This window comes from Suttonella ornithocola, from assembly GCF_001889065.1.
GTDB classification, from domain to species: domain Bacteria; phylum Pseudomonadota; class Gammaproteobacteria; order Cardiobacteriales; family Cardiobacteriaceae; genus Suttonella_A; species Suttonella_A ornithocola.
Map to the genome: position 1 here is coordinate 1 of NZ_LWHB01000280.1, position 288 is coordinate 288.

The following is a 288-nucleotide window of genomic DNA, read 5'->3' on the forward strand; positions in this document are numbered from 1 at the left end:
TCAAAAACAAACTGAGCATATCCTATGACCTACTGTCGCCAATTCCGACAGAAAATTCTTAACGATATTGCTAATGGAGAAACTTGGCGCGCTGTTGCAAAGCGCTACAAGATCAGCAAATTCACCGTCTATAGCTGGATTAAAAATCCCCATCCTAAAGGCTTTACTGAGCGTAAGCCCTCAAAGATTGATGATGAAGCTTGCTTAAGGATATTGAGCAGTATCCGATGATTACCAATGGGAAAGAGCTAGACGTTTTAATTGCTCTGCAATCAGCGATTTGTTATG

Annotated in this window: 1 protein-coding gene; it reads left to right on the forward strand. The window is 41.0% G+C overall.

Annotated elements, in window-relative coordinates; genetic code table 11:
• Positions 1–24: 24 nt before the first annotated feature.
• Positions 25–231: a helix-turn-helix domain-containing protein gene (locus A5N85_RS13745; protein ID WP_072577644.1), complete on the forward strand. Its 207-nt coding sequence runs from the start codon at positions 25–27 to the stop codon at positions 229–231.
• Positions 232–288 lie beyond the last annotated feature (57 nt).